This is a genomic window from Nakamurella antarctica (assembly GCF_003860405.1).
GTDB lineage: Bacteria > Actinomycetota > Actinomycetes > Mycobacteriales > Nakamurellaceae > Nakamurella > Nakamurella antarctica.
Genome location: NZ_CP034170.1, coordinates 2,333,682 through 2,355,247 on the forward strand (window position 1 = coordinate 2,333,682; position 21,566 = coordinate 2,355,247).

At 61.5% G+C, this 21,566-nt stretch carries 20 protein-coding genes and 1 pseudogene; 7 read left to right on the top strand and 14 right to left on the bottom strand.

Annotation, left to right across the window (positions count from 1 at the left end; all coding sequences use genetic code 11):
• Nucleotides 1-88: 88 nt before the first annotated feature.
• The 3 genes and pseudogenes from ilvC to EH165_RS16865 all read right to left on the bottom strand — a co-directional run bounded on the left by ilvC (nucleotide 89) and on the right by EH165_RS16865 (nucleotide 3,681).
• Nucleotides 89-1,114 carry a ketol-acid reductoisomerase gene (ilvC, locus tag EH165_RS10365; protein ID WP_124799387.1) on the bottom strand — a complete coding sequence of 342 codons (1,026 nt, stop codon included), beginning with the start codon at nucleotides 1,112-1,114 and terminating at the stop codon, nucleotides 89-91.
• Nucleotides 1,115-1,226: 112 nt separating this feature from the next.
• Entirely contained in the window at nucleotides 1,227-1,739 is a 513-nt protein-coding gene (gene ilvN, locus EH165_RS10370; protein WP_124799388.1) for an acetolactate synthase small subunit, read from the bottom strand.
• Between the two features lie 80 nt (nucleotides 1,740-1,819).
• Nucleotides 1,820-3,681 (bottom strand): annotated as a pseudogene (locus EH165_RS16865) (acetolactate synthase large subunit).
• Between the two features lie 287 nt (nucleotides 3,682-3,968).
• Here EH165_RS16865 and EH165_RS10380 point away from each other — a divergent pair.
• A complete protein-coding gene (locus EH165_RS10380; protein WP_124799389.1) occupies nucleotides 3,969-4,439 on the top strand; it encodes a PH domain-containing protein in 471 nt (156 codons plus the stop codon).
• 94 nt (nucleotides 4,440-4,533) lie between these two features.
• Here the strand turns inward: EH165_RS10380 and EH165_RS10385 are convergent, their stop codons facing one another.
• From EH165_RS10385 to EH165_RS10395, 3 genes are all read right to left on the bottom strand, one after another.
• Nucleotides 4,534-5,502, bottom strand: a complete 969-nt coding sequence (locus EH165_RS10385; protein WP_124799390.1) for a hypothetical protein — start codon at nucleotides 5,500-5,502, stop codon at nucleotides 4,534-4,536.
• Between the two features lie 159 nt (nucleotides 5,503-5,661).
• A complete protein-coding gene (locus EH165_RS10390; protein WP_124799391.1) occupies nucleotides 5,662-6,165 on the bottom strand; it encodes an alpha/beta hydrolase in 504 nt (167 codons plus the stop codon).
• Between the two features lie 130 nt (nucleotides 6,166-6,295).
• Nucleotides 6,296-7,597 carry an alpha/beta hydrolase gene (locus EH165_RS10395; protein WP_124799392.1) on the bottom strand — a complete coding sequence of 434 codons (1,302 nt, stop codon included), beginning with the start codon at nucleotides 7,595-7,597 and terminating at the stop codon, nucleotides 6,296-6,298.
• A 134-nt stretch (nucleotides 7,598-7,731) separates the two neighbouring features.
• On the opposite strand from EH165_RS10395, the gene EH165_RS10400 reads away from it, so the two are divergent.
• The 3 genes from EH165_RS10400 to EH165_RS16870 are packed head-to-tail and all read left to right on the top strand — an operon-like array spanning nucleotide 7,732 to nucleotide 9,723.
• Entirely contained in the window at nucleotides 7,732-8,283 is a 552-nt protein-coding gene (locus EH165_RS10400; protein WP_164479193.1) for a PH domain-containing protein, read from the top strand.
• Nucleotides 8,276-9,610 (top strand): PH domain-containing protein, encoded by a 1,335-nt coding sequence (locus tag EH165_RS10405; protein ID WP_124799394.1) that lies wholly within the window; start codon nucleotides 8,276-8,278, stop codon nucleotides 9,608-9,610. The genes EH165_RS10400 and EH165_RS10405 overlap by 8 nt, the downstream gene beginning before the upstream one ends.
• Nucleotides 9,505-9,723: a PH domain-containing protein gene (locus tag EH165_RS16870; protein WP_422392151.1), complete on the top strand. Its 219-nt coding sequence runs from the start codon at nucleotides 9,505-9,507 to the stop codon at nucleotides 9,721-9,723. The genes EH165_RS10405 and EH165_RS16870 overlap by 106 nt, the downstream gene beginning before the upstream one ends.
• Here EH165_RS16870 and EH165_RS10415 read toward each other — a convergent pair.
• Nucleotides 9,717-10,631 (bottom strand): 2-hydroxyacid dehydrogenase, encoded by a 915-nt coding sequence (locus EH165_RS10415; RefSeq protein ID WP_206425911.1) that lies wholly within the window; start codon nucleotides 10,629-10,631, stop codon nucleotides 9,717-9,719. The two genes, EH165_RS16870 and EH165_RS10415, sit on opposite strands and share 7 nt — an antisense overlap.
• Nucleotides 10,632-10,696: 65 nt before the next feature.
• Here EH165_RS10415 and EH165_RS10420 point away from each other — a divergent pair, with 65 nt between their 5' ends.
• Complete coding sequence (locus tag EH165_RS10420; RefSeq protein ID WP_124799395.1) at nucleotides 10,697-11,830, top strand: PQQ-dependent sugar dehydrogenase; 1,134 nt, start codon at nucleotides 10,697-10,699, stop codon at nucleotides 11,828-11,830.
• 68 nt (nucleotides 11,831-11,898) lie between these two features.
• The gene (locus tag EH165_RS15460; protein ID WP_164479195.1) at nucleotides 11,899-12,036 is read left to right on the top strand and encodes a hypothetical protein; all 138 of its coding nucleotides are present in this window, start codon (nucleotides 11,899-11,901) and stop codon (nucleotides 12,034-12,036) included.
• 25 nt (nucleotides 12,037-12,061) lie between these two features.
• Here EH165_RS15460 and gatB read toward each other — a convergent pair whose 3' ends face one another.
• From gatB to gatC, 3 genes are read right to left on the bottom strand one after another with little or no spacing between them, the layout of a single operon-like run.
• Complete coding sequence (gene gatB, locus EH165_RS10425) at nucleotides 12,062-13,552, bottom strand: Asp-tRNA(Asn)/Glu-tRNA(Gln) amidotransferase subunit GatB (RefSeq protein ID WP_124800457.1); 1,491 nt, start codon at nucleotides 13,550-13,552, stop codon at nucleotides 12,062-12,064.
• A gap of 17 nt (nucleotides 13,553-13,569) precedes the next feature.
• A complete protein-coding gene (gatA, locus tag EH165_RS10430) occupies nucleotides 13,570-15,084 on the bottom strand; it encodes an Asp-tRNA(Asn)/Glu-tRNA(Gln) amidotransferase subunit GatA (RefSeq protein WP_124799396.1) in 1,515 nt (504 codons plus the stop codon).
• 2 nt (nucleotides 15,085-15,086) lie between these two features.
• Complete coding sequence (gatC, locus tag EH165_RS10435; RefSeq protein ID WP_422392152.1) at nucleotides 15,087-15,377, bottom strand: Asp-tRNA(Asn)/Glu-tRNA(Gln) amidotransferase subunit GatC; 291 nt, start codon at nucleotides 15,375-15,377, stop codon at nucleotides 15,087-15,089.
• Between the two features lie 404 nt (nucleotides 15,378-15,781).
• Here gatC and EH165_RS10440 point away from each other — a divergent pair, with 404 nt between their 5' ends.
• The gene (locus EH165_RS10440) at nucleotides 15,782-16,444 is read left to right on the top strand and encodes an ACT domain-containing protein (RefSeq protein WP_124800459.1); all 663 of its coding nucleotides are present in this window, start codon (nucleotides 15,782-15,784) and stop codon (nucleotides 16,442-16,444) included.
• A 51-nt stretch (nucleotides 16,445-16,495) separates the two neighbouring features.
• Here the strand turns inward: EH165_RS10440 and EH165_RS10445 are convergent, their stop codons facing one another.
• The 4 genes from EH165_RS10445 to araB form a co-directional block, all read right to left on the bottom strand.
• Nucleotides 16,496-17,407, bottom strand: a complete 912-nt coding sequence (locus EH165_RS10445; protein WP_124799397.1) for an aldose 1-epimerase family protein — start codon at nucleotides 17,405-17,407, stop codon at nucleotides 16,496-16,498.
• Between the two features lie 84 nt (nucleotides 17,408-17,491).
• Nucleotides 17,492-18,994, bottom strand: coding sequence for an L-arabinose isomerase (araA, locus tag EH165_RS10450; protein WP_124799398.1), 1,503 nt, complete (start codon nucleotides 18,992-18,994; stop codon nucleotides 17,492-17,494).
• The gene (locus tag EH165_RS10455) at nucleotides 18,991-19,704 is read right to left on the bottom strand and encodes an L-ribulose-5-phosphate 4-epimerase (protein ID WP_124799399.1); all 714 of its coding nucleotides are present in this window, start codon (nucleotides 19,702-19,704) and stop codon (nucleotides 18,991-18,993) included. The genes araA and EH165_RS10455 overlap by 4 nt, the downstream gene beginning before the upstream one ends.
• A complete protein-coding gene (araB, locus tag EH165_RS10460) occupies nucleotides 19,701-21,368 on the bottom strand; it encodes a ribulokinase (protein ID WP_206425912.1) in 1,668 nt (555 codons plus the stop codon). The genes EH165_RS10455 and araB overlap by 4 nt, the downstream gene beginning before the upstream one ends.
• Nucleotides 21,369-21,566: the final 198 nt, after the last annotated feature.

Here is a 21,566-nt window from a genome sequence, read left to right on the forward strand (position 1 = left end):
GCCACCTTCCACTTCGCCGAGCGGTGCCATAAGCCCCGAAAGTCAGAATACTTGCGGGGATTAAGCACCACTCGGTGCGTCACACAAGCTAGTTGCGGGCTGCGGTGCCCGTGTAATCGTCATCTGCCTTGATCCAGCTGAACAAACCGCGAAGTTCGCGGCCGGTGGCTTCGATCGGGTGTGCTTCCTGCTCACTTCGCAGACGCTTGAACTCCGGCGCGCCTGCATCCTGGTCGGCGATGAACTTAGCCGCGAAGGTTCCGTCCTGGATGTCGTTCAGGATGTCCTTCATGTGCGCCTTGGCCGCATCGTCGATGACGCGCGGGCCCGAGACGTAGTCGCCATATTCAGCTGTGTCGGAAACCGACCAACGCTGCTTGGCAATGCCGCCTTCGAACATCAGGTCCACGATGAGCTTGAGCTCGTGCAGCACCTCGAAGTAAGCGATTTCCGGCTGGTAGCCAGCTTCGGTCAGAGTTTCGAATCCGGCCTGAACCAGACGGGAAACGCCGCCACAGAGAACAGCCTGCTCGCCGAACAAATCGGTCTCGGTCTCCTCGGTGAACGTGGTCTTAATGACGCCCGCGCGGGATCCGCCGATGGCCTTCGCGTAGGACAGGGCGAGAGCCTGGGCGCCGCCGGTAAAGTCCTGCTCCACTGCGATCAGGTCTGGGACACCCTTACCGTCAACGAATTCGCGGCGAACGATATGGCCGGGACCCTTGGGAGCGACCAAGAACACGTCAACATCGGCAGGCGGCTTGATGTAACCGAAACGAATGTTGAAGCCGTGACCGAACGCGAGCGCCTTGCCAGCGGTGAGGTACTTCTCGATGGATTCGGAGTAGACGTGGCGCTGCACGTGATCCGGGGTCAGGATCATGATGACATCAGCTTCTTCGGCGGCCTGGGCCACCGAAACTACGCGGAGACCCTCATCCTCGGCCTTCGCCTTCGACGTTGAGCCCTCGGCCAGCCCGACGCGGACGTCGACTCCGGAGTCGCGCAGGCTCAGTGCATGGGCGTGGCCCTGAGAGCCGTAGCCAATAACGGCTACCTTCTTTGCCTGGATAAGGCTCAGGTCTGCGTCGTCGTCATAGAAAATCTCGGCCATGTGCGGGTAAGTCCTTTCACGGTAAAACTCGGTTGAACTTCGTGATGTGCGTACAGGGAAATCGACTCGCTCAGGTTCAGGTTTGCTGAACAGCGTTGCAGGTCAACCTATTTCAGTCCGAACGGCTACTGGCCGAGGTGATCGACCGCGGCCCCCGTCCGAGAGCAACCATCCCGGATTGCACGGTTTCGCGCACGCCGAAAGGCTCCAGCATTTTGGTCAACGCTTCGAGCTTAGGGGTGGTTCCGGTCGCTTCGATGGTCAAGGAATCGGCAGTGACGTCCACAATATGGGCACGAAACATCTCCACCACGGTGGCTACTTGCGCTCGCACCGCGACGTCGGCGCGCAACTTGATCAGGATCAACTCGCGCTGCACCGAAGCATCTTGCGCGAGTTCGACGATCTTGAGCACGTTGATCAACTTGTTCAGTTGCTTGGTAACTTGCTCCAACGGCAGGGCTTCAACCTCGACAACGATCGTCATTCGAGAAACGTCTGAATTCTCGGTGGGGCCGACGGCCAAAGAGTGAATATTGAAATCGCGACGGGAAAACAATGCTGCCACCCGCGCAAGGACGCCCGGCTTGTTCTCCACAAGAACGGATAACGTATGACGGCTCATTTACTTGTTCCGCCGATCTATCGAACACGGGGACGCGAGTGCGGCGCCTGGTCTTGCGGAAAATGGATAACAGTTCACGGCTACACCCCGTCAAACAGTGGACGGATGCCGCGAGCGGCCTGGATCTGGCTATTTCCCGCGCCGGCGGCGACCATCGGCCACACCTGTGCGTCCGCGCCGACGGTGAAGTCGACAACAACCGGCCGGTCGTTGATCGCCATCGCCTCGTTGATGATGCGATCGACGTCTTCCTTGGATTCACATCGCAATCCGACGCAGCCCATGGCTTCGGCGAGCAGCTTGAAATCCGGAATGCGGTGCTTGTGGGTGCCGAGTTCGGTGTTGGAGTAGCGCTCCCCGTAGAACAAGGTCTGCCATTGCCGGACCATGCCCAAGTTGCCGTTATTGATCACCGCGACCTTAATCGGGATGCCTTCGATGGCGCAGGTGGCGAGTTCTTGATTCGTCATCTGGAAACAACCGTCCCCGTCAATCGCCCACACCGTGGTGTCCGGCTTGGCAACTTTTGCGCCCATGGCGGCAGGCACCGCGTAACCCATGGTTCCCAGCCCTCCGGAATTGAGCCAGGTGTAAGGCTTTTCGTACTTGACGAAGTGGGCCGCCCACATCTGGTGTTGGCCAACACCCGCACAGTAGATAGCGTCCGGACCGGCGATCGCGCCGAGCCTTTCGATGACGTACTGGGGTGCAAGGGTGCCGTCGTCTGGCTCGTCATATCCGAGGGGGAACGTTTCGCGGGTGTGGTTCATGTCGGCCCACCAAGCGGTCAGATCCGCCGGCGCCGACTCCGCCCGCTCCACTTCGAGCGCCTTGATGAGCAGCGCAATCACCTCCTTGGCGTCACCGACAATGGGAACATCCGCAACGCGATTCTTGGAGATCTCCGCTGGATCAATGTCAGCGTGGATAACGGCTGCACCGGGGCGAAGGTGGCCAGATTGCCTGTCACCCGATCGTCAAACCGGGCACCGAGCGTGATCAAAAGGTCAGCCTTTTGTAAGGCGGCAACAGCTGCAACGGAACCGTGCATGCCAGGCATTCCCAGGTGCTGGTGATGCGAGTCTGGGAACGCTCCCCGCGCCATCAATGTCGTCACCAGCGGGATGCCGGTGAGCTCAGCGAGCACCATCAACTCTTCGGTGGCGTGAGCCTTGAGCACGCCGCCGCCGACGTAGAGCACGGGGCGAGATGCAGCGTTGATCAGCTTCGCGGCCGCCGTAATTTGACCGGCATGCGGGCGCACGGACGGACGGTATCCCGGTAGCGATACATCCTGTGGCCACGTGAATGTAGTGGTGGTCTGCAGGATGTCCTTGGGAATATCTACCAGCACCGGCCCCGGACGGCCGGTCGATGCGATGTGGAAGGCCTGGGCGATGATCCGCGGAATTTCCGCGGCATCGGTGACAAGGAAGCTGTGCTTGGTGATCGGCATCGTGATACCGACAATGTCCGCCTCCTGGAAAGCGTCTGTACCGATGGCGGCCTTGGCCACTTGGCCGGTAATAGCAACGAGCGGCACCGAATCCATGTGCGCATCGGCGATGGGTGTGACCAGGTTCGTCGCGCCTGGTCCGGAGGTCGCCATGCACACGCCGACCTTGCCGCTGGCCTGGGCATAACCGGTGGCAGCGTGGCCCGCTCCCTGTTCGTGCCGAACAAGGATGTGCCGGACCTTGGTGGAATCGAGAAGCGGGTCGTAGACGGGGAGGACGGCGCCGCCCGGGATGCCGAAGACGATCTCGACACCCGCCTCCTCGAGGGAGCGAACGACGGACGCTGCACCGGTGAGGTGTTCAACAGTGGGGGCAGCCGGAGCTGGCGCTACGGGGCGGTCCCGGGGCGCGGGAGAGATGGGAGCAGACGCTGTCTGGACGGCAGACGCTGCGGGGGCGACCGGCACTGGTCGGCTCTGCGTCATGATGACCTTCTTACTGCGGTTGGGTACTGCGGACTACTGGAACTCACCGTTGGCGGGGGTCTGCCTGCCGGTCGGAGATCTGGGGCAATAAAAAACCCCCTGCCACCGGTTGGGGTGACTAAGGGGGTGCGCGTCGTCGCGGTGGTTCCGCGAGGACACGCTAAATGATTACGAGGAGCAGGTTGTGCACGCCTTCCACCATAAGCTTCGATGCGGTCGGTGTCAAAATAACCACCCCTGCCACGAAGAGTGGATCTTCGAGGCCGGGCTAGTGGGAATATGGAGGCATGCTCCCCTCAGATCGCGCTGTATTTCGCCTGCCCAGAAGCGCCGTCGTCTTCCCGCTCATGCTCTTTATTCTGGTCACCCCGCTCGCCACCTTCAGGCCTTACCTGGTCGTTCTATTTGCGGTACCGGTAGCGGCGCTGATCTACACGGTGGTGACGCGCACGGTGGCGGATGGCCAGGAGCTGCGCGTCTACACCTTGTTGGGCAGACGCGTAATTTTGTGGGCCGACTTGGACGGCTTTGAATTCCGCGGACCCCGATGGGCGATCGCTGTGACACTGGGCGGCAAGCGGATCCGCCTCCCCATGGTCCGGCCACGGGATCTGGCGCACCTAGCGGCCGTCAGCGGTGGGCGGTTGAACCTGGAACCAGCGGCCGATCCGGAAGAAGTTTCCGGCAGCGAAGACGTTGTAGCCGTTGACGAGCAGTTGCGCGCCGATGAGGGAAACCCGGCCGACAAGTCTGAGTAGCCGAAAAGTCTGGGTAGCCGCAAGGTCGGGATTCCCGCAAGGCACAGCCACAATTCAGGCATCGAGGCGCGACTGGCTGCCGGTGAACTGTGAATCAGAGGTGGACCCGCACCGCGCGGCGGCGGGAGAACATGAGGGCGCCAACGCCGGATGCCACGAGAATCACACTCAGACCTAGGGCGGCGGTCACGTTGAGATCGGTGCCTGTCGCAGCAAGCTGTGGTCCGCTGGAAAGCGGAGTGGGTCTTGGGCCAGGTGCTGCAACAGCAGATCGCGGTGCGGAAACCGCCGGGGTGATGCGCGGAAAAGTAGCGTTCTCGCCTGCAACGATGATCGCTTCACCGTCTTCGACGACAGTGAACGTGCCTGTTTTGCTCTCATCAGAGCTCGTCACTCGCACGGTATAAACGCCGAGAGCGGGAGTTCCTGATCCCAGCCAAGGAATGAGGAAAGAGGCATTACCCGCTGTATCTAGCGCGATGTTAGCCAACCCCCAGCCGAACGCACTCGAGGACCGGACGCCCGTCGCCGGGTCTTGGGTGGGCTCATTTACATGTGTCACCCACACTTTGCTGGCGGCGTCCCCTGTCCGAAAGCCGGTCGCGGTGCCAGTGAGACCGGCACTCCCCTCGGCAAATTGAGAGACAGTGACAGTGGAGGGAGTGATGAGAACTTTGCCGAAGCCCGCGTCGACCGCAGTAAACGACACCGTGGGCAGGTCGTACAGGCCGAGATAGGTGCCGCAAGTGCCGCTCACGCTGTTCGCGCCCGGCGATTGACCGGCTACTCCACCGGGGCCTACGAGCACCGAATATGACCAGTTACCGTCTGCATCGGGCGCAATGGACACGCCACCCGTTGCGAGATTGAGCGAAATCTCTGTCGGACCCGAAGTCGAAACGCAGCCTGTTCCACTGATCGTCACGCTGTCCCCCATCATCACTGACTCAGAGCTGACGGTCATTGTCAGAACAGGATCATCAGCGAAGGAGATACCGGGGGCAGCGAGCGACGCCGCGCACGCAACCACCGCAGCTACAGCAGCTTTACTGAGTGTGTTCATGCCACTCCTTCTAATACCACCAAACGGGTGATATAACCGTGGCAGGTCATCAGCAGGATGTCAATCTCCTGTGAATTGGTAGACGGTGCGTGAGCCTCGTTCCCGGACTCTCTTACCGCGCAGGTGCCCGGCTGCGACCCGATGACACCTGAGAGCCAGCTAGAGCCTTGCGAGGCTGAACTGAATCTCCCTGACCACAACTGCATTCCACGTCCGGATTCGTCGAAGCATGGAGTGCTCACCACCAGGAACGAGTGTTCGGATCACGACCACGCCCGCCGCGCGCGCGGCAGAAAGGAAGAATTCGGTACTGGCCACCGGAACTTCACGATCATTCTCGCCGTGCACAATGCGGAATTCCGAACCGGCTAGCGGCTGTACCGAATCTTCCGCCGGTAGCCAAGGGGCTAGGCCCAGTACCCCGCAGAGACCCTCCTCGTCCGAGCCGCATGTTGCCACGCGACCACCCATGGAATGCCCCACAAGGAGTACTGGAAGATGTGGGAACTGCCGTCGCAAAGTTCCCATCGCCCACCGAAAGTCGCCGACCACGCTGACCCCGTCCTCATTCCAGCCCGCGACCGAATATCGCAATTCGGCCCAGATCACGTCCGCGGGAAGACGCCGGCGGATGGACGCCACCAGCAGGGCCAGTCTTAGCACCGGGGTGAGAGGGCGCGCACCTTTGCGGTACTTATTTCAGGTCCACCAGGCAATACCAGCACCACAACGGTGGGCGCCTTCACAGTGCGCACAGTCAGCACGGCGCGCGAGCGCATGAACCGGATCTTGCTCATTCCTTGAGCCCCATCCGGTCAGCCAACCACGGTAGCGAGTCAACCAGCCCGGGGCCCCACACCCGCCAGGTGTGGTCTCCCGGCAACTCCAGGTAGGTGATGTCCATTCCGGCAGCTTCGGTGGCAGCTTTTACTTTTAACGCATCCGGGAGATACACAGTGTCCTGCTGCCCCCCCACGATGACGCCAGCCGAATGGGGAAACTTGTGGCGGGACAGCACATCCAGAGGGTTAACAGCCTGAAACGCGGCTGTGTCTCCGCCAAAAAGCGTATCGATCGTCTTCTGAATGGTCTGCAGGTGGGGGCCCGTCTCTCCTGCAACGTCGATGAAGTTGGGATAGACCTCGGGAGCGTTGACAGCCAACTGCAGCGCACACGTTCCACCGGCCGAAAACCCGCCAATCGTCCACTGTTTCGGGTCGGGTGACACCTGTAGATTGGCCCGAATCCACGCCGGTACATCTACAGACAGATAGGTAAAGCTGTTGCCCCGCTTCGAATCCAAGCAGAGCGGATTGCTCAGGGTGCCCCCCAGCGAGTCCACCGCTACCACCACGGGGGCCAAACCGTTGTGCGCGGTTGCGAAAGCATTCATCTCAGCCAGCAAGTTGCCGCCGTTGAACCAGTCCCGGGCCGAGCCCGGTTGGCCCGAGGTCAGCACGAGAACGGGAAGTTCCGCGCGCGGGTTACTCAGATACGAGGGCGGCACGTAAATCCAGGCGCCACGTGCGGCGAAACCCGATATGGATCCAGGTATCTCGGCAGTGGCGGTAGCCCCGCCAGCTGGCATCCCCGCAGGGGGCCGCCACACCTGCGCCAGAGTGGCATCCGGGCTGGCAGCGACAATAGCGCGGCTTCCGGTGAGCGCTTCGATGGGCTGATGGCCCGGGGGGTCAGCGCCGATGAGCGCCCTGACGTCGGGGATAGACCCGAAGTGTTGGTTCACCTGGGCTGCCCCGCTCACCCCCACCGCCACCACGGCGGCCACCAGCACGACTTTTTTGGCGATTCCCGGTGCGCCAGCCCGGATCCGGATCACTGCCGCAGCCACCGAGGCGAATGTAAAAGCGAGCCACCACGCAGCCAACCAGGACAGTCCGTCAGGGAACGGAACCCACACGATGTTGACGAAGAACACCAACGCGGCCGAACACCCGGCGCCAGCCAGCATTGCCAGCGGCAACGATCGCGTCCACCATTGCCGTGTCCGTCCACACGCTAAATACAGCAGACCCAAGACCCCGAGCAACAGCAAGATCACCCTCATCGGGCCGGAAATAAGCGAGAGGTCCAACAAGGATGGTGCCTCCCGAACCTGCTCCCGCCGATTGCCCTGATAGATGCAGAGCCGCGCGAGATGTCGCGCAGTTCCAAATCTAACAAGGAAAGATGAGAAGACCCAGAGAGAACGTCCGTGGATACGCTGGCCTTGTGAGGACGCAGAGAACCGATCCGGCTCCGGGCTTTGGCGACGGTGCTCTACCGCCAACGACGAACGGAACCTCAGCACTGCCGGGGGATCATGTACGCCACCGACTTCCGGCTCGCGCACTGCGATACCGACAGGTGAAATCGCTTCTGGTGTGGCTCCCTGTGGCTGTCGCGGTCAGCATCAGCGCAGTTATTTTCCCAGGCTTGCCCCCGATTCTCCGCTACGCACTACCAGCGGCAGCATGGCTGCTCCTGGCTGTGATGACGCTGGTGGTGCCACAGATCAGCTATCGCCTTTTCTGGTATGCGCTCAGCCCGGCAGAGATCGATGTGCAGCATGGCGCGATCATCATTCGGCGCACCGTCTTGCCGATGAACAGAGTGCAGCACCTCACCGTTTCGCAAGGGCCCCTCGCTCAACGGTTTCGACTGTCCACAGTTGCCATCCACACAGCAGCTGGCAAGGTAGACATTGCCGCTCTCGATGAAAACGAAGCCACCCTGATCCGTGGTCAAATCGCAGAGCTGGCAAGACTGTCCGACGATGTCTAGATCGTCGACCGGAACCCGTTTTCATCCCGCATTTCTTATCATCAGCGGCGCGAGAGGGCTGCGCGCCGTGATTCCACTTCTGATCTTGAGCGTCATCCGGTTCCCGCTCTGGGCACTGCTCCCCCTGGCCGGCCTTGTTGCCGCGGGGGCTATTGCATCGTGGTGGCGCACCACGTACTCAGTCCAAGACCGCGTGCTTCGTCTTGAGTCAGGAATATTCTCTCGCAAGATACGGACCGTGCCAGCCAGTCGAATCACCGCTTTGGCCAGCGAAAGAGGCTTGATTCAAAGACTTTTCAACGTGTGGGAGCTCAAGGTCCAGACCCCCGGCGATGGCGAGCACGCCACCGTCAGCCTGACCTGCCTAACAACTTCGGAAGTCGAACGGGTCCGCAGAGCACTGCAGGGAGGGAGCTCCTCGGCCGAGCGGCGTGGGGGCGAGATTGTTCCACCAGCCACCCTCGCGACATTGGGCATCGGCACGTTGCTCGTGACCGCGGTAACCGGAACCTCACTGCCCCTGATCTTGGTCGGACTCGTCACCGTCTATAACCGGGCACGAGATCTGCTGCCGGATGGCACTACCGACTATTTGGAGCACGAAGTTTTTGACCGTGGCCGCGGCACAGCCCTGATCTTGGTGGTGCTGTGCCTGCTGGCGGTGGCGGTGGGCGTTCTCCTCACAGCGCTACGGATCGCGAGATTCACACTGGCTCGCGCGGATGATCATCTCCAACTCAGCAGAGGATTGCTCGCTCAGCGCCGGAGCATCATCCCCGTGGACCGAGTGCAAGCGGTGCGGCTGGTCGACGGACTGGCCAGGCGTGCGCTGGGATTCACTGCCATCGAGGTCGAAGTCGCGGGCCTGTCTGCTCGAGATTCAAGCCAGCGCACCTTGTTTCCGTTGATTCGCCGTAGCAAGGCCCGCGCTTTGCTGCAGCAAGCACTCCCCGAACTTCGTTGGAATCCCGTCCCTCTGCACACGATCCCCCGCCGTGGGCGTCGCCGTTATCTGACGTTGCCGCTGCTCACCGGCCTCGCTTTGTCAGGCGCAATCTTTATAGTTCCCACCCTGTGGGCTGATGCCGGCTGGACCGCGCCAGGGTGGCTCGTCGGCATTGGTGTCCTCCCCCGGTTATCGCCCTTACCGTGGGGGTGGCCCGCTCCCGCTCCGCAGGCTGGTCGATCGATACCGACGCGGTGGTCTTCCGTTCCCGCAAGATTTTTGCGATCCACACCCTGGTGGCACGCCGAGACCGAGTGCAGCTCACCACCGTGGCCACTAACCCTTTACAGCGCCGCGCAGGCTTGGCATCGGTGCAGATAGCGCTGTCGAGCGGCGCGCGCGCCACCGTGAAACAGGTGGAACGCAGCGACGCGGAATTCCTGCTGCACCAGATCGGGCGTCGAAACGTCGTTGTTGCCCCCGTGAGTCAGTAACCTTTGTCGCTCACGACATTGAGCAGCTGCTCACCTGCCAGGTACCTCCTGATCTGAGCTTCGGCGACCTTGGCGGCTCGCCGTAACGCGCCGGGCGCAGACCCGCCAATATGTGGGGTTATAAAGACGCCGGGGGCGCCCCAGAGCGGGTGCCCGACGGGAAGCGGCTCTGGGTCGGTGACATCCAGCGCTGCGAAAAGCCGCCCTGCCGTCAGCTCGAGCAGCAGCGCGTCGGTCTTGACCACCGAACCGCGCGCAGCGTTGACCAGGACCGCGCCATCCGGCATTGCAGCAAGAAAGTCAGCGTCCACTAACCCCACTGTCTCCGGCGTCACCGGCACGACGACAATGACGGCCTGGTGGTGCGGCAACAGCGACGCGATGTTGTGGATCGATTCGATGCCGGCTCGCGCGGTGCGAGCGACCATGGTGACATCGGCGCCGAACGGGAGGAGCCTTCGACGGACCTGCTCTCCTAGGTCCCCAGCACCTACTACGAGGACCCTCTTGCCTTCAACGCGGTCCGTGACGTGCTGATCCCAGCGGCCCGTCATCTGGTTGCGGGCGAATTGGGCAAATTCCTGAAGCACTGCTATCAACGCTCCCACTGCCCATTCTGCAGTGGCACCCCCATGCGCGCCCCGGGCAGTGCACAGCACGACGCCCTCGGGCAGATGCGGTGTCCATACTTCGGCGCCGGCGGTCAGTAGCTGCACCAGTTTGAGATTTGGGAGGCGCTGCAACACCTCTACTTGGTTGCTGCCCGCGAGGAACTCCGGAACGTAAATCTCAGCGTCATCGCAGCCGTTGGGCAGTAATCCATCTTCGGACGTAAGGATCCGTACGCCCTCAATTCCGGCCAATAGTCCAGCTGCTTCGGAATTGGCAACGTACGTAGTCACTTTCACCTCGCCAGGCTATCGCGATCACGCTCACTGCCAGGCAGGCTCGGCCAGCCAAGTAGCGTGGAACCGTGAAGAGTCGCCGCATAAGGTCAAAACAGATAGTCGCCCTCGCGGCAAGTGTGATTGCCACTCTCGTGATGACCGCGGCATGCGCAGACTTTTCCAGCGCGCCCAGCACTTATTCACCGCAGCCGACTCTCATTCCAGCGGATGTGAATCAAGGCGGCTCGCCGCGGGGGGAGCCGAGCGCACCTCAGACCTCCGACACCTCGTCCGCCAGCCCCGAAACGTCAAACTCTGACACTTCCTCCTCAGCGGAAGCCGACCCCTGCCGCCCGATGGATCCCAGCATCCTGGCTGCCTGTCTGAGCGCCCCCTGGGGCCTCGCAGTGCTTCCAGGCGGGGTGTCTGCGTTGGTGGGTGAGCGAACCACAGGGCGGATCCTGCAAGTGGCGCCGCAGACCGAACCCGTGGAAATCGCAGCAATACCGGATCTGGATTCAAGCGGCGACGGCGGCTTGCTGGGTATCACGCTGTCCCCGCATTACGACGAGGACGGTCTGATCTACGCCTACGTCACCACCGCAGAAGACAATCGGATCATACGAATTGCGCGCGGAGACGAACCCAAGACTATCTTTACCGGAATCCCCAAGGGCGCCAACCACAATGGCGGACGAATTACCTTCGGCTCAGATGGCTACCTCTACATCGCTACCGGCGACGTGGGTCTGCCGCACGACCCCCACAGCTTGGCCGGCAAGATCCTTCGCCTGGACGAATTCGGGAAACCGGTGACCGATGGCTCTGCGGCTCCTGCCCCAGCACCCACTTCTGGCGAACCCACAGCAACAGAACCCACAGCAACAGAACCGACTGCAACAGAACCGACAGCAACAGAAAGCACTGCAACACAACCCACAGCAGCAGAACCCACTGGACCGGTAGCTGGCAACCCCGCCATTTACGCCTCGGGGCTGACGAACCCGACAGGGCTATGCCTACTCGAGACCGGGCCGGTCGCTGTGATGGATATCGACGGCGCCAACAACGTCTTGATCCCCATCACGCAAAACACCGATCTGACGACCGCGGTGCGCCTCTGGTCATACCCACTTGTCGAGGGGGTGCAGTGGACTGCGCCGCGGGTAACGGCACAGTGTCCGCGACATCGCTCGATGCACAATGGGTCATTTCCCTGACCCTAGGCCCGGCCGGTGCCTTTACCGGACAACCCGAGAAGCTTGCCGAACGTGCTTACGGTCGACTGTTGTCGATCGCCAGCGCGCCCGCCGGAGTGCTGTTCGCCACCACGTCGAACAAGGACGGATCTGGTGAACCACAGCCGCGCGACGACATGGTCGTGACCTTCCCCGGCGGGAGCGGCGGCGGAGAAGGGCCCGACTGAGTGGTAGCCGCGCCGGGGTTCCGGCTTAGCTCGGCTCGACTCCCAGCGTTGCGAAGACCAGTTCCCGAACGCGGCCCGCGTCGGCCTGACCCTTGGTCGCCTTCATGACGGCGCCGACCACCGCACCCACGGCCTGCACCTTGCCAGCGCGAATCCGTTCTGCGACATCCGGTTGCGCAGCCAACGCGTCATTGACCGCGGACTGCAGAGCCGAGTCGTCGGAAACAACCGCGAGACCGCGCGCCTTCACGACCTCGGCCGGGTCACCCTCGCCAGCGAGCACGCCGTCAATAACCTGGCGGGCCAACTTCGCGTTCAGCTCGCCGCTAGCAACCAGCGCCGAAACCTGCGCCACCTGTTTCGGCGTAATCGGCAACTCTTGCAACGTCACCCCGGAGGTGTTGGCTTTCTGCCCCAAATAGGCAGACCACCACGAGCGGGCTTCGGCGGGCGATGCGCCAGCTGCAACTGTCTCGGCCACCAGTGTCACTGCGTCAGCGGCCACCAGGTCGCGCATTTCCAGGTCGGTCAAACCCCAGTCTGCCTGCATTCGGTCGCGCAGAATCCACGGCAATTCGGGCAGCGCTAGTCGGATTTCCTCGACCCAAGCGGGGTCGGGTGCAATGGGAACCAGATCCGGTTCAGGGAAGTAGCGGTAATCCTCGGCCGTCTCCTTGGAGCGACCAGCCCGGGTGGTTCCGCTCGCTTCCTCGAAGTGCCGAGTCTCCTGGCGGATGCTGCCGCCCGCAGCGAGAATTGCTGCCTGCCGGGTGATCTCGTAACGAACGGCTCGCTCGACCGAACGCAATGAGTTGACGTTCTTCGTCTCGGTCCGGGTCCCGAACACCGGGTTGCCCGCCGGGGTCAGCGACAGGTTGGCATCGCAGCGCAGCGACCCCTGGTCCATCCGAACGTCCGAAACACCGAGTGAGAGCAACAGGTCTCGCAGCGCCGCCACGTAGGCGCGGGCGACCACGGGGGCAGAAGCTTTAGTCCCAATTATTGGCTTGGTGACGATCTCGACAAGCGGCACACCTGCCCGGTTGTAGTCGAGCAACGAGTAGTCCGCGCCGTTGATCCGTCCGGTTGCCCCGCCGACGTGCAGCGACTTTCCGGTGTCCTCCTCCATATGGGCACGCTCGATCTCGATACGGACGATCTCGCCTTCCACATCGACATCCAGGTAGCCGTTAAAGGCGATGGGCTCGTCGTACTGCGAGGTTTGGAAGTTTTTCGGCATATCGGGATAGAAGTAGTTCTTCCGGGCGAACCGGCACCAGGTCGCGATCTCGCAGTTCAGGGCAAGGCCGATCTTGATCGCGTATTCCACCGCAAGGCGGTTGACAGCTGGCATCGCTCCGGGCAGCGCCAGGCACACCGGGCAGACGTGCGTGTTGGGCTCGCCGCCGAACACTGTCGGGCATGCACAAAACATTTTGGTAGCGGTGCCCAGCTCAACATGCACCTCTAAACCCATGACGGGATCGAAGGTCTCGATCGCCTGGTCGTAAGGCATCAATCCAACGGGGACGATCACTTGGTCTCCAGTTCCGGTGCGGAATCGGCAACGACGCCGCCATGACGGGATACGTAGTCGGCCTCGAATGTCGCGGCCACCTGGTACATCACTTCTTCGCCCAAAGCGGGCGCCATAATTTGTAGGCCAACGGGCAGCTGGGTATCCGAGGCCAGTCCACTGGGCACACTCATGGCTGGAATACCTGCGAGGGACCCTGGGATGGTGGCTAGATCGTTCAGGTACATGGCCATCGGATCATTGACTTTTTCACCGATCGCGAAAGCCGTTACGGGCGAGGCCGGCGAGATGAGCACATCGGCCTGCGTGTAGGCGGTTTCGAAGTCCTGGCGAATCAATGTCCGGACTTTCTGCGCGCTGCCGTAGTAGGCGTCGTAGTAGCCAGCCGACAGCGCGTAGGCACCAAGGATGATGCGCCGCTTCACTTCCGGGCCAAAACCTTGGCCGCGGGTTAACGACATGACTTCTTCGGCGCTGGCCGCTGGCGAGTCGCCGACACGAAGTCCGTACCGCATCGCGTCAAAACGGGCCAGGTTTGAGGAGCACTCGCTGGGCAGAATCAGGTAGTACGCGGCGAGTGCGTACTGGAAGTGCGGGCAGTCAACCTCGACGATTTCGGCGCCGAGTTTCGTCATCGTTTCAACAGCCGCGTCGAAGGACTCGATGACGCCCTTTTGGTATCCCGCACCGCGCAGTTGCTTGACGACACCGATCTTCATCCCCGAAAGGTCTTGGGACTGGCCCTTTTTCACAGCGTTAACCACCTGCGGCACCGGCCGGTTGATGGATGTGGAATCGCGTGGGTCGTGACCCCCGATTACCTCGTGTAGCAAAGCGGTGTCCAGCACGTTGCGAGCACAGGGCCCGACCTGATCCAACGATGACGCCAGCGCGATGACGCCGTATCGGGACACGCCGCCGTAGGTAGGTTTCGCACCCACTGTTCCGGTGACGGACGCTGGTTGGCGGATGGAACCACCGGTGTCGGTGCCGATAGCCAGGGGCGCTTCGAAGGCGGCGAGCGCCGCTGCGGAGCCACCACCGGAGCCGCCCGGAATCTTCGTCAGATCCCACGGATTGCGTGTCGGGCCGTACGCGGAGTTCTCGGTCGAGGAACCCATCGCGAACTCGTCTAGGTTGGTCTTGCCGAGAATCACGACGTGAGCGTCGAGCAACTTCCTGGTGACGGTCGCGTCATAGGGGGGCAGCCAGCCCTGAAGCATTTTGGATCCGGCGGTGGTGGGCACACCCTCCTGCACCAGGATATCTTTCAATGCCAGCGGCACCCCCGCCAGCGCAGAGGCTGCGGGAGCCCCTTCTCGGCGCGTTTGGTCGATGCTGGCGGCTTGAGCCAAGGCTCGGGCGCCGGATACGTGAAGGAAAGCGTGCACATCCTCATCGACGGCTGCGATTCGATCGAGATGTGCCTGCGTCACTTCGACAGCCGTGGTTTCGCCTTGGCTGATGGCTGCGGCAAGACTGGCAGCCGTCATACGGGTCAGGTCGCTCACGGTTACTCTTCTCCCAAAATCTGCGGCACGCGGAAGCGCCCGTCCTCTACTGCGGGCGCCGCAGCCATGGCAGCGTTATGTTCAAGACCCGGCACAATGACGTCCTCGCGGTACACGTTCGTCACCGGCACCGCGTGCGTGGTCGGCACGATATTTGCCCCGGCGACCACCGCTGACACCGTGGCAACAGAATCCAAGATGACCGAGAGTTGGCCAACATAGGTATCAAGCTCGTCGTCCGTCAGGGCCAGCCTGGTCAAATGCGCAAGATGCGCAACGTCCGCCCGGGTCAGGACTGGATGGGCGCTGTTCGAAGCAATATCCGGCAGGCCGGGTGGGGTTTGTGACACAACACTCCCTGCATAGTCACAGTCAAACTGTGGGATTGTTAACGATTCGAGTGCTGAAAACACTTCAGCGAGAGCCGATCACGGGTATCGGCCTCAATCTTAGGCGTCGCCGCCCCCTTGTCTCACCCGAGCGCGGGAGCCAGTGGTTTCAGAGGAAGATCTCGCGGGTATCAATAGCAGGTGATTGTTATTGACGCACCTGCCGAACCTGCCAGATCGGCTACGGTAGTTCCCGGCTGCCCGCGAAACGCACGCGATCGTAGGATCGCGGTGATCTGTTGGAAACGAGGGTCAGACAGAATCCTCTCTGGATTCGAAAAATGACCTCGTACATGAAGGCGGCCGGAATGTCGTATGTTCTCAGGATTGTCCTGCCCGACAGACCCGGCTCCCTCGGAGCGGTAGCGACCGCATTGGGCAAAGCGGGCGCCGATATTTTGGCGATGGACATTGTTGAGCGGTCGGTCGGACACGCAGTGGACGACCTCGTGGTCGACCTGCCACCGAACAGGCAACCTGATTCGTTAATTACGGCAGCGGAATCTGTCGAGGGTGTCCGTGTGGAGTCGGTGCGGCCAGATCCCGGCATCGCGGAAACCCACCGCGAATGGGAGTTGGTCGAGGCGCTCGCGCTAGATCCGAAGAACGCGCTCCAGACCCTTGCCGATATGTTGCCGCGGGTGCTGCGAGCTGGTTGGGCGATTGTCGTGCGAGTAGTGGATGGCAGGGCTGAACTGGTGGTCGGCGGAGGCGGAGTGCCCTCCCTCAACGGCATCGTTCCCGGCTGGGCTCCCGTGACGAAGGCGACCGGTTTGGACGGCGAAGCGCACTGGGTGCCGGCTGACTGGAAAACATTGGGCACGGAGATGGCGGTCGCACCGTTGGGCTCACCCGACCTCGCCATTCTGGTGGGCAGACCGGGCGGCCCGGCTCTGCGCAGTTCCGAGGTTGCCCGGTTGGGCCATCTTGCTGGACTAACCGTGGTGGTGGCGGGGCTGGAGGGCAAATAATCCTGGCTGGGCGAGTAACTGCCCAGCCAGGATTACAGGAGCGAATCAGGCTTAGATCGCCGCAATGGTCCATTCCGCGTGATGCGTGAGTCCCGGCTCCAACAGAGCAAAGCCCTGTTCGTTGAAGGCGTTAGGTGCGCAGCTCATTGGCTCCACAGCCAGACCGACCCGGTTATTGTGCGCTTCCGGGCGGTCGGCCGTGTGGATCTGAACCCAGGAACCCCAAGCACCCCAGGACATCTCGACGCCAGAGCCGCCGCTGGTGACTCTCACCCGGAAGCGGCCATCGTCGCTGGCGCTCAATCCGGTGAAGGCATGGTCAATTTTGCGCGAGCCGATCTGGGCTCCCTGTCGGTAGTCCGAGTCAACATCGGCAACGTCGGCATGGCCGATGGGAATCAACACGTCGTCGACTTCAACCCTGGAATCGGCCGGCATGGACAACGTCCATTCGTCGAGTGATTCCGAACCAGCGACCAGATAAGGGTGCGGGCAAACGCCATACGGCGCTGCGGCTGTCCCAGTGTTGGTGGCATCAACGGAAGTGACCAGACCCTGCGCGGTCAGCTCGAAGGAGACATCGATCCGCAGCGGAAATGGGTATCCCTCCTGCGGTACCAAGTGGTGCCGCAGCGTGAGTTTTGCTGCTCCGACATCGACGACCTCGAGCTGTTCCCAACAGATCAACCCGTGCAGGGCATGGTGTCGATCCACCTCGTTGATCGCTAGCTGATAATCGGTGCCAGCCAGGCTGTATTTGCCATCTGCGATGCGGTTCGGCCACGGCGCCACCAAAGCACCGCGATAGAGCGGCCGGATCTGTGCGGGATCGAAGCTCACGATGAGATCCCTGCCCTGGTAGGTCAACTCACGTACCGTAGCCCCTATGGGGCTGATCTTGGCTTCATAGCCAAAGCCTGCCAGGTCGTATTCCGGGTACTGGTATTCGAGTGCGCTGGTCATCGGTGCAGCTTACTTTCCTTTTTAAGTGGTTCCATGACGTTTAAAGTGGTTTCATGACGTCACAGCCTTGCTAGGAGCGTGAGTTCACAGTCCCCGGGCTAGGCGGTAGTACGCCTGATTCCATCGCACTTGGTGACTGAACTCTTGGGTGGTCGTCGCCGGATCGATCACCAGCATTTCGGTCCCCAGCATCTCCGCGAAGTCTTGCAACTCCTCGACTCCCACTGCGGTAGAGAGAACCGTGTGGTGCGGACCGCCCGCGGTCAACCAAGACTCGGTGGAGGTGGCCAGGTCTGGATGGGGCTGCCAGACTGCATGCGCGACGGGCAATTTCGGCATCGCTTGATCCGGTTGAACAACGTCAACTGTGTTCACCACCAGCCTGAAGCGGTCGCCCATGTCCGCTATCCCCAGGATCACCGCGGGCCCGGAAGCGGCGGAGAACACTAATCGGACTGGATCTTCCCTGCCGCCGATGCCCAGCGGGTGCACCTCACATGAGACAACACCACCAGCAATGGACGGGCAGACTTCTAGCATGTGCGCGCCGAGGATCTTGGGTGTTCCCGGCCCTAGGTGGTAGGTGTAATCCTCCATGAAAGACGTTCCGCCAGGACGTGTTCCCGCCATCGCCTTGACCGCGTGGAGCATTGCGGACGTCTTCCAATCACCTTCGCCGCCGAAACCATAGCCGTCGGCCATCAGTCGCTGGACAGCAAGTCCGGGCAGCTGACGAAGCCCGCCCAGGTCTTCGAAGTTGGTGGTAAAGGCGCCAAATCCGCCAGCTTCCAGAAACCCGCGCAGTCCGATTTCAATTCGCGCTGCATATCGTAAAGATTCGTGTTCATCACCAACGGGTTGCAATGTTGCTGCTACGGAATAGATCTCAAGATAGGTCTGCACCAGACTATCGATCTCGGAGTCAGAGACCGCATCCACCATCGCAACTAAATCATTGACACCGTAGGTGTTGACCGACACTCCGAACCGTAGCTCCGCCTCGACCTTGTCACCCTCGGTGACAGCAACGTCGCGCATGTTGTCGCCAAACCTGGCTAGCTTCAGTGAGCGCAACGCTGCCGCACCGGTGGCAGCTCTCGCCCATGCCCCAATTCTTCTCTGCACCAACGGGTCTGACGCGTGTCCGGCGACCGTTTTGCGGGCCACGCCGAGCCTGGTCTGGATATATCCGAACTCGCGGTCACCGTGCGCAGCCTGGTTGAGGTTCATGAAATTCATGTCGATCTCGCCCCAGGGCAAGGACACGTTAATCTGAGTGTGGAGATGCAGCAACGGTTTACGAAGAGCGTCCAGGCCTGCGATCCACATCTTGGCGGGCGAGAACGTGTGCATCCACGCCATTACCCCGATGCAATTCGTGGATGCATTAGCCTCGAGCATTTGCTTCTTGATGGCTACGGAATCAGTCAGCGTGGGCTTCCACACCACTCGTACTTCGATGTCGGCTGCTTCGTCAAGCATTCGTGCGATTTCTTGGGATTGAGAGGTGACCTGGTCCAGGGTCTCTGGACCGTAGAGGCCCTGACTGCCTGTGAGAAGCCAAATTTCGGGATTGCTGATGGTCATGGGCGATCTTCCTTTTCGGGCTGGGGAACCACGGGTCCTTGTCCATAAGCGTTCTGGTATCGATCAAAGAGAGCGTCGACATCTGCGGATGCGATAGGTACGGGTTGGCCCAGTTGACGTGCAATGTGCACGCTTTTCGCGACGTCTTCGCACATCACTGCCGCCTTCACCGCAGCACGCGCATTTTTCCCGATTGTGAATACTCCATGGCTCTTCATCAGCACAGCGGCAGAACGGTGGCCTTGCAGGGTCGACACGATGCCGCGACCGATCGAATCGTCGCCGATCAGAGCGAACGGGCCTACCGGTATCTCGCCCCCGAATTCGTCGGCCATCATGGTCAGCACGCAGGGAATTGCCTCACCGCGGGCGGCCCAGGCGGTGGCGTACGTGGAGTGTGTATGGACTACCGACCCGACCTCGGGCATGTGTTGATAGACATACGCAGCCGCGGATGCGTCAGAAGACGGCGCGAGATCACCCTCCAACACCCGGCCCTGGAAATCCACCAGCACCATGTTTTCCGGCGTGAGATCGTCATAGGAAACCCCGGAAGGCTTCACTACCAACAGATCCGCGCCCGGCACCCTCGCCGACACATTGCCAGCCGTCCAGATCACCAGTTGGTAGCGGGTCAATTCCGAATGCAATTCGCAGACTTCGCGGCGCAGTTCTTTGATCACGCCCGCAATCTCTGAGGTAATCCTCATCCGGTCACCGCGGCTCTGCGGATCGCCTTGAGTCTGTGCATCACAGTGTTGGTGCCTCTGCCGAAGTAGTCGTGAAGGGTGGTGTACTCGGCGAACAACGCGTCATAACGCCGAGCATTCGCCTCGATAGGTTGGTAGACGCCGCGATGGACTTTGCCCATGGATCTGGCAGCGGCGGCAATGTCGGCATAAGCACCAGCAGCTACTGCGGCATGAATGGCCGCTCCCAGCGCTGGTCCTTGCTCCGACCCGATGATGCTCAGTGGCAACCTGAGCACGTCAGCATAGATCTGCATCAAAAGCGGGTTCTTGAGCAGACCGCCCGCAACCACGAATTCCGTGACGGGGACGCCCGAGGAAGTGAATGCCTGAACAATGGTGCGGGCCCCAAATGCCGTTGCTTCCAGCAGCGCCCGGTAAGTGTCCTCCGGCCGCGTGGCCAGCGTTTGTCCCACGACCACCGCGGAAAGTTCGTGGTCGACCAGCACCGAGCGGTTACCGCTGTGCCAATCCAATGCGACAAGCCCATGCGCGCCAATCTGCTGCGCGCTGGCGAGTTCTGTGAGTAGCTCGTGCACCGAGATACCCCGCGTGGCAGCGGTTTCGCTGTAGCTGGCTGGAACCGAATGTTTGACAAACCATCCGAAGATGTCGCCGACGCCGCTTTGCCCCGCCTCGTAGCCCCAGAGGCCGGGGACCACACCGCCATCCACCACGCCGCACATGCCGGGCACTTCGCGCAGTTGCGTTCCGTTGAGGATGTGGCACGTCGAGGTTCCCATAATGGCCACCATCTGACCCGGATCGATGGCCTGTGCCGCCGAAGCCGTCACGTGAGCGTCAACGTTCCCGACCGCAACGGCGATCCCCACTGGCAGCCCGGTCCAGGCGGCAGCCTCTGCCGTGAGATACCCTGCCACGGAACCTAATACGCCCATCCTGTGGTCGAGTTTAGCAACGGCGAAATCAGCGAATTCCGGGTTTAATGCGGCCAGAAACTCGCGGCTCGGGTACGCACCGTTCTGGCGAATCCCCTTGTAGCCGGCCGTGCATTCGCTGCGGACGTATTCACCGCCCAGTTGCCAGACGATCCAGTCGGCGGCCTCCACCCAATGATCCATCCGATGGTAGATCTCCGGGTCCGCCTCCAACAGCTCCAGTCCCTTGGCGAATTCCCATTCGGCGGAGATCAGTCCTCCGTATTTGGGCAACCAGTCTTCCTCGCGGGCGGCGGCCAAGGTGTTGATCCGATCCGCCTGCCCTTGAGCGGCGTGGTGTCGCCACAACTTGACGTAGGCGTGTGGGCGCTGAGCAAACTCGGCGAGTTCGGCCAGCGGAGTGCCATCTGCCAGAGTCGGCAGCACCGTGCACGCCGTGAAGTCTGTGGCAATCCCGATGACGTGGGCTGGGTCGATGCCAGCTGCCGCGATTGCCTGCGGAACAGCGGATTTCAGGACGTCCACATAATCCGAGGGCACCTGAAGAGCCCAATCCGGTGGAAGAGTTTCGCCCGTCGGCAACGCAGTATCGAGCACCGCGTGTCGGTAGTCCGACACCGCCGCTCCCATCTCCATGCCGTCGGAAACCCTCACGACCACGGCTCGACCCGACAGGGTCCCGTAGTCGACTCCGACAACATAGGAGTGCTCCAAGACTGCGCTCACCAAGGCCTCCTGAGGTGTTTCATTACGTGAAGGCCAGTTGGATATCCGAGGCCCTCACAGGATTGTTAACGCTAACAACGGCTTTCGTCAAGAGGGCGGACAACCCAAGCGTGCACTCCACACGACTTCGAAGTGTGTCAGCGGAATTGCTCGGCAGGCAGGTTTTGCCCCTCGTCATCCGTATGCACCCGCGGCGGC